Here is a 5951-nt window from a genome sequence, read left to right on the forward strand (position 1 = left end):
GCTGTTGATACTGAGTTCTTTCGTGCATCGCAACACCTTATACGAAACAGGTGTTGCACGTCAGATTTGAGGCCGCCGAGGTTTTGGCCGCGCCGGACAGCGGCTTGCCATTCTTATCGATTGCTTGGGCGTCACAGTTCGAAGTTGCTGCCGCGGCCGGCGTGGGTTTCGCGGCGGACGTCGCCGCTGGAGCAGATGTTTGGGCGCACGCGATACCGACCGAGAAGTATGCTGCCAAAGCGACTGCAAAAATCTTGTTCATATCTATTCTCCGAGAGAGATAAGGCCGAGCGCCTTGCCTCATTAACGTCCGGGTGGGTGCGGCGTTGACGTTAGCCGACAGGAATCGTTGATGTAGTGCCGTATCGACCGCGCAGTCGATGCTCTACTTGTAACCTCGGTGCAGCGCCAGCGCGAAAAGATGGTCATTCCAAACAAGCCCAGGGGGAGCGGAGCACCGAGAGGTAGGGTGTTTCCCTGGCGTCTTCGAGCGACGTCTCAGAACCGCATCGAAAACCCAGGGATAGAATTGTTCGATGTTCGCTGTCTTCCAACGCGTACTCGTGCGTCGGGCAGGCGAATCGAAATTCGCTGCTAGCGTGTCCGGGCATCCGGAAAACGAACGCAGAACACGCGCGACGTGCGGTGACCTATAAGGAGCAGGCCATGGTTATGACTGTGGCGAATCGTCCGGTTGTTTCCATTTGTATGAGCGCGTTTATATCTGCATGTAGCGTCGCGCCTGTCGTGGGTACAACAGAGCCGTCCGAGGGAAGCGCGAAAGTTCGTGCAGCGATAGAGAGCGCAGTCGCGTCATCAGACATAGAGTTGACGCGTGATAGCTCGACGACAAGCGGTCGTCGGCAGGCAACAGTGCAATGCGACACCCGTTGGCAGCATGTTCGTCTGCACGGAAGGTGAGGCAATCTGTTGGTGGAATCGGCGTACCGGCTACGGCTGCAACTGACGATGTCCTGCTCTCACAAAAGATTTCGTGGCTCTATCGACGTAACGATACAACCCCTGCGAACTCCGCTTCGAGACGACCACTTAGTCATCCGCGTCGCAAGGAGGTATTGCGCTCAGAGCCGGTAAGGCGGCCAACACAAAGCGTGGGCCGTTGGGGGCATCTTTTACTTGGAAAGGCCGCACATAACCTTGCCGTCTGCCGTGAGGCGAGGTGTGACGCCGTCGCGTACCCGGATGTACTCGCAGCCAGTCTCCACGTTCTGTAGATGTGTACCCAGTCGTCGTTCTTGACCATCAGCTCTTCGAAGACCTTCGGGCCTTTTCGCGGTGAGTCGAACACCCCCGCGACGTAGAGTGTTGAGAACATGAATGCGATGCTTGCGAGCATCATTGCAAGAGAACCCTTCAGCATCAGGAGCCTCTCTAGTGTTGTTATGCGGGTTGCTGCGGATGAGCGAATTCCAGTCAGGCTGAGCGCTTGGGCAGGGTTCTGCCGCACGCGTTGTCGGCCCACGCATGCACTTTGCTCAATACGTTCTCATAGGCGCGCGCATGGAACCAGCCGGTGCGGGTCTCTACCGCGGGTCCCAAGAGCTCGGTGGGCGAGAAATATTCCGTTTCACAACTCACAAATGCGGCGTCAACAAGTTGGCCAAGGGGAACGTTGAAGCAATGAACGGCACGAAGCCGACTCATCGACTTGACGGGAGTAACCATGAATGCGTTCACTCAGAAAGTCGCGGTCATCGCCGCGGCGTCGATTACGTTCGTTGGAACCGCATTAGCCGCACCCAACTGGGATGCATCGCATCCGCGGCGCGCCGAGGTCAATAAGCGATTGTCGAACCAGGACCACCGGATTTCTCGGGAGGTCCGAGAAGGTGAGTTGCCGCGCGGCGAGGCGATGCGTTTGCATCGCGACGACCACCAAGTGCGAACGGAGGAGCGTTTGATGGCAAGCGATAACGGCGGCCACGTCTCCCGCCAGGAAGGCCGCGCGCTCAACCAGCAGGAAAACCACGTAAGCAGGCAAATCGGGCAGTGAAGCCGCCACGCAACGCCGGAGAGACCCTTGATTCTCGGTGTTGCGACTGCATATACACGGACACAGCGGCGGAGTTCGCCCCTTTCAACGAAAACGAGTAAAGCAATGAAGAAGATTATTATGGTCGCGCTAGGAAGCGTCTTGCTTGCATCCGCCGGCGCCGCGAGTGCCGAGGGTTGCCTGAAAGGCGCTGTAGTTGGCGGTGTCGCTGGTCACTATGCTGGACATCACGCCGTGGTCGGCGCGGTTGGTGGCTGCGTTGTCGGTCGGCATCTCGCCAAAGAGAAGCGCAAGCAAGCTGACGCTCAGGCGCAAGCACAACAGCAGGCGCAGATGCAGCCAACAGTTGCACGTTGAACGACCGCGTCGGCACAAGCGGAATCACAGGCAGCAATTGGGCTGACCGGCGTGAGCATCGGACGGCGCCTCGGTGCAAACTCGTGCACAAACAACCACGCCCGCCGAGCGTCACCTAGTAACAATGCGAATGACTGGCATCCGACCGCTGCCAAGAGCTAACGACACGAAAGCTTCTAGCCGGAACGCCTGTAAGTCTAGCGCGGGCAACAGAGATGCTTATGAGCAGCACACTGAGTCCCAAGTACGAGCCTGATGGCGTTGCCGACAAAAACTGTCGAATGCTGGCGACAACGAGTTGCTCCGGAATGGCCGTACCTCGCTCGCCAGCGAGTAAAAGCGCGGGGCCGAGCGTCGCAATCATGCGCGCGCCGCTCACGTAGATACCGTCCTCGGCTTCCTTCACTACGCGCAGGTGCATGCTGGCCTGCTCGGAGGATTGCTTCGAGCGGTCGTTTTGCGGCGTAATCAGCGCATGGCTCAAAACAGTAGAACGACCGCGTGGCAGCGTCGAGAGTCCGATGACTGAGGCCGGCCTGCTCGAGAAGTTTTGCGACTGCTGCTCGTATCACGCAAGACCCATTGCTCGGGACGTGGCTCGTGGCATAGCGGCGACAGTGTTGGATACTCATGCGATGAAAACGCTTAGTCCGCTCTGGCGAGCCGTTTCCCCGACCTAGGGAGTAGCGCCCTTGTGGCGCAATTTTTGAACGACAACGAGGAGACGTTGATGAGCAAGACGATTCTGGCTGTTGGAGCGGCGCTTGTGATTTGCTCGACATTAGCAAATGCGCAACCTCCGCAGAACCCGAAGCCGCCCCGACAAGCTGGAGCTAGCGCGCCCCACAGCGACACCCAGGGATGGACACCAGGCGCACCGCTTCCGCCTTCCCGTAAGGCCAATACCCATCGTCCTGCATCAGGCGCTGGAAAATCTTCGTTCTTTCATAAGAAGCAAAAACCAGCATCGGGCGTGGATGCGAACTAGGGCGAGGAAGCACTCGGCTGTTTGCCCGAAAATTTGCGACGTCGAACTTCGTCGACCATTTCTCATGAGACGACGTTTCTGCAGTATTCAGCGAATCCGGAGCGGTCGGAAAGACGTTCCAAATGGCCGGATGCCGCGGGCACCGGTGGGCGGCAAAAACGGCGTTTCAAGCCAGCGATTCACGTACAGCGCAATCGAACCGTCTGCAATGGAGACTCGTTTTCCGGACACGCAAGTTCCGGTCGCAAATTACCGCCCGTTCAGTATCTCCATGTTTCTCTTCTATGTGGCGACTGACTGGGCGGTCCCTTCTGCTGCGCACTCGTCGTGGTTCTTCCAGTGGAAGGTTTTTCCCACTACGTACGGGCAGCTCAGGCGGCTCCGGGAGCGTGAGAAACAGTGGACGAGATGCACGCAGTGTTTGGGCCAACGTTTTGCTTCAGGACCTGGAGCGGCAGCCGCTCTTGCGAACGCTCCTATGCCAGAAGACAGCTCGTATGACGGGACCGCTTCAGGCAGGTCGCACCAAGGCAGAGAAATGGATGGATTCGAAGAGTCCCGGCTGATATATAGCCGTCGATGTCCGACATGGCGGGCTGGGTCTGTCCTTTGGGGCGGGTGCTGCGTCGGTCTTCTCAGCGTGTGTGCTCGCTAGTCATCGGTCGCAGCGGACAGCAGTTGCCGGGTGCGCTTCATGACCCACGCCACTTCTCGTTGCGAGAAGTTCCATTCGCCAGCGTCGACCTTCAATCTCACGCCTTTCTCAGCCCGGGTCAACGCCACATCTGGTGGCATCCCTGAGCTAGCAATCTTCCGCGATACATACGCGGAAAGCTGACTAGCAAGGTCCTCGCACGCTTCATAGCGTACCCACAGTTGTTCCTCGGTGAGACCGCTTTGATAACGCCCGTCGACATCGCGAACGAGAACTTTTGGTTGAACCCCGGTTACAGAGCCTAGGTCTTGGTCTGTCGGGAAATCATCGGGCACACGTCGGTCTGTCATGTCGTTCTCTATAGCTGTGGTAACTGCCGAATCAGTGTGACCATCGGACACGCCTCACGTCGCGCCGCGCGCGAATTCGTTCAGCGGAGCGCGAACACCTGGCTGCCGACCCGTATCTGCACTATGCGGTTGAATGTGATTTACGAAAACTCACAACTGGGCGTCAAGCATTTTGAGCGTCGTAGGGGCGGTGCCTTCTAAGCCGACTCCATGCGACGGATTTATGTTCGACTCACGAAGGTTGATTGGCGTACAGCTTCGACGTGGTTTGATGTTGCTGGTCGTCCCAAAACGCGCACTTCAGCACGAACTGGCGACAACGCGCCTTCATGAGCTTGGCCCTCGTTCGTCGGACGTCCACTTTGACAGGTATGCCGTCGGCACAGCAGGAGTAAGCCAAACTTCGTTATCCGACCGCGCGAAAGAGTACCCGTCAGCGTGCATCTGCGCTGCGCCCACCACCAATACCAGTGGTTGGCCGTGGCGAGCTCCTACGCGCGTCGCTGTGTTGACGTCCGTGCTCAGATGGACAGCGTGCCGGGTCCGAGGCGTCAATCCGTCAGCCGCGATACTCTCCCAGTTGCTCCACGCGGTGCCATGATAAAGAACAGCCGGCGGCTCCATATCGGCATATCCGAGGTCCACGCCTATCGAGTGACCCTGTGCCGCTCGTATCCGCAGGCCATCCTGAGATAACGAAAACCGCTGCTTATCGTTTGTGGCCACGACCGCGAGGATGAGTTCTCTGGTCACTGTTGGCAATGTCCTCAGTCGCTTCGATGTGTTCGCATTGCGCGCAGTACGTTCTATTGCGCGTATCAGTTCATCGACAGACGCCCAGCCCTGACGGTCGAGGCGTATGCCGACCATCTCGGGCTCATGGCGCAAAATCTTCGAGAGAAGTCTGCTAACCGCGGCGTGGCCGGCCGCAACGCGTGAATCGGCATTCGTGCTCATGTAAATATACATCCGCCGGAATGTCCCGAACTTGCAGCGAATCCAAGCTTTGAATCCTCAGCCAACTGGTTCCGCTCATTCGTTGTCACCTGTTGAAGCTTGGTAGACCTTTTCCGCAGCACGTTGGTGCGCCTGATAGGCCAGCACTGACGCCTTCGTCAGGAAGCGGGTGTTCCCAGCTTTGTGGTGAAGCTCGAGTTTGTCTTGCTTGAGCAGCTTCACGACATGTGGACGGGAAACAAATAGCAGCTTCGCGGCTTCGGCGGTGGACATGAAATCGTCGGCGTCAGGTGGCGGTGGAATCTTCGCGTTCGTCGACATTGTGGCTCTCTGATTTGATTGCGACGGCTGGCTACGCACGTACGTACCACTCTCCAGCACTGTAAATTCTGTTCCGTGTATCAACGTCACGCTTGTAGCCAAGCTCCTTCACGAAGCCAAGCGACTGCAGCACTTCGCGAGCGCGCATGAGGTCTCGCGTATCGGCCGAGTCATGCGTGTAGACACAGATGACGTGCCCATCGCGACCCATGCTGCGCAGAGCGGTGGACACCTGGAGTTGACCCGCTTTCGTGGACATCTATCCTTTTGTTCAGGAGGTGCCCATTATGGCGAAGCACCGTACCCCGT

General features: G+C 57.9%; 8 protein-coding genes. 2 read left to right on the forward strand and 6 right to left on the reverse strand.

Annotation, left to right across the window (positions count from 1 at the left end; translation table 11 throughout):
• Positions 1–37 precede the first annotated feature (37 nt).
• Positions 38–262 carry a hypothetical protein gene (locus AWB76_RS41430; protein ID WP_157696335.1) on the reverse strand — a complete coding sequence of 75 codons (225 nt, stop codon included), beginning with the start codon at positions 260–262 and terminating at the stop codon, positions 38–40.
• A gap of 1422 nt (positions 263–1684) precedes the next feature.
• On the opposite strand from AWB76_RS41430, the gene AWB76_RS38200 reads away from it, so the two are divergent.
• Complete coding sequence (locus AWB76_RS38200) at positions 1685–2014, forward strand: hypothetical protein (protein ID WP_061165260.1); 330 nt, start codon at positions 1685–1687, stop codon at positions 2012–2014.
• Between the two features lie 105 nt (positions 2015–2119).
• A complete protein-coding gene (locus tag AWB76_RS39980) occupies positions 2120–2371 on the forward strand; it encodes a hypothetical protein (RefSeq protein WP_074171506.1) in 252 nt (83 codons plus the stop codon).
• 115 nt (positions 2372–2486) lie between these two features.
• Here AWB76_RS39980 and AWB76_RS42595 read toward each other — a convergent pair whose 3' ends face one another.
• The 5 genes from AWB76_RS42595 to AWB76_RS43220 all read right to left on the reverse strand — a co-directional run bounded on the left by AWB76_RS42595 (position 2487) and on the right by AWB76_RS43220 (position 5901).
• Entirely contained in the window at positions 2487–2855 is a 369-nt protein-coding gene (locus AWB76_RS42595) for a 4-hydroxyphenylacetate 3-hydroxylase N-terminal domain-containing protein (RefSeq protein WP_244173705.1), read from the reverse strand.
• A gap of 1155 nt (positions 2856–4010) precedes the next feature.
• Complete coding sequence (locus tag AWB76_RS38210; RefSeq protein WP_061165262.1) at positions 4011–4364, reverse strand: hypothetical protein; 354 nt, start codon at positions 4362–4364, stop codon at positions 4011–4013.
• A gap of 327 nt (positions 4365–4691) precedes the next feature.
• Entirely contained in the window at positions 4692–5333 is a 642-nt protein-coding gene (locus AWB76_RS38215; RefSeq protein WP_341845328.1) for an RNA 2'-phosphotransferase, read from the reverse strand.
• 63 nt (positions 5334–5396) lie between these two features.
• The gene (locus AWB76_RS38220) at positions 5397–5642 is read right to left on the reverse strand and encodes a helix-turn-helix domain-containing protein (RefSeq protein ID WP_061165263.1); all 246 of its coding nucleotides are present in this window, start codon (positions 5640–5642) and stop codon (positions 5397–5399) included.
• 31 nt (positions 5643–5673) lie between these two features.
• On the reverse strand, positions 5674–5901 hold the full coding sequence (locus tag AWB76_RS43220; RefSeq protein ID WP_061165264.1) for a putative phosphothreonine lyase domain-containing protein: 228 nt from the start codon (positions 5899–5901) through the stop codon (positions 5674–5676).
• Positions 5902–5951: the final 50 nt, after the last annotated feature.

The sequence above is a fragment of the Caballeronia temeraria genome (genome assembly GCF_001544795.2).
GTDB classification, from domain to species: domain Bacteria; phylum Pseudomonadota; class Gammaproteobacteria; order Burkholderiales; family Burkholderiaceae; genus Caballeronia; species Caballeronia temeraria.

Coding starts and splice junctions, on each gene's coding strand:
- AWB76_RS41430 (WP_157696335.1), bottom strand. CDS start 262: ATGAACAAGATTTTTGCAGTCGCTTTGGCAGCATACTTCTCGGTCGGT.
- AWB76_RS38200 (WP_061165260.1), top strand. CDS start 1,685: ATGAATGCGTTCACTCAGAAAGTCGCGGTCATCGCCGCGGCGTCGATT.
- AWB76_RS39980 (WP_074171506.1), top strand. CDS start 2,120: ATGAAGAAGATTATTATGGTCGCGCTAGGAAGCGTCTTGCTTGCATCC.
- AWB76_RS38210 (WP_061165262.1), bottom strand. CDS start 4,364: ATGACAGACCGACGTGTGCCCGATGATTTCCCGACAGACCAAGACCTA.
- AWB76_RS38215 (WP_341845328.1), bottom strand. CDS start 5,333: ATGTATATTTACATGAGCACGAATGCCGATTCACGCGTTGCGGCCGGC.
- AWB76_RS38220 (WP_061165263.1), bottom strand. CDS start 5,642: ATGTCGACGAACGCGAAGATTCCACCGCCACCTGACGCCGACGATTTC.
- AWB76_RS43220 (WP_061165264.1), bottom strand. CDS start 5,901: ATGTCCACGAAAGCGGGTCAACTCCAGGTGTCCACCGCTCTGCGCAGC.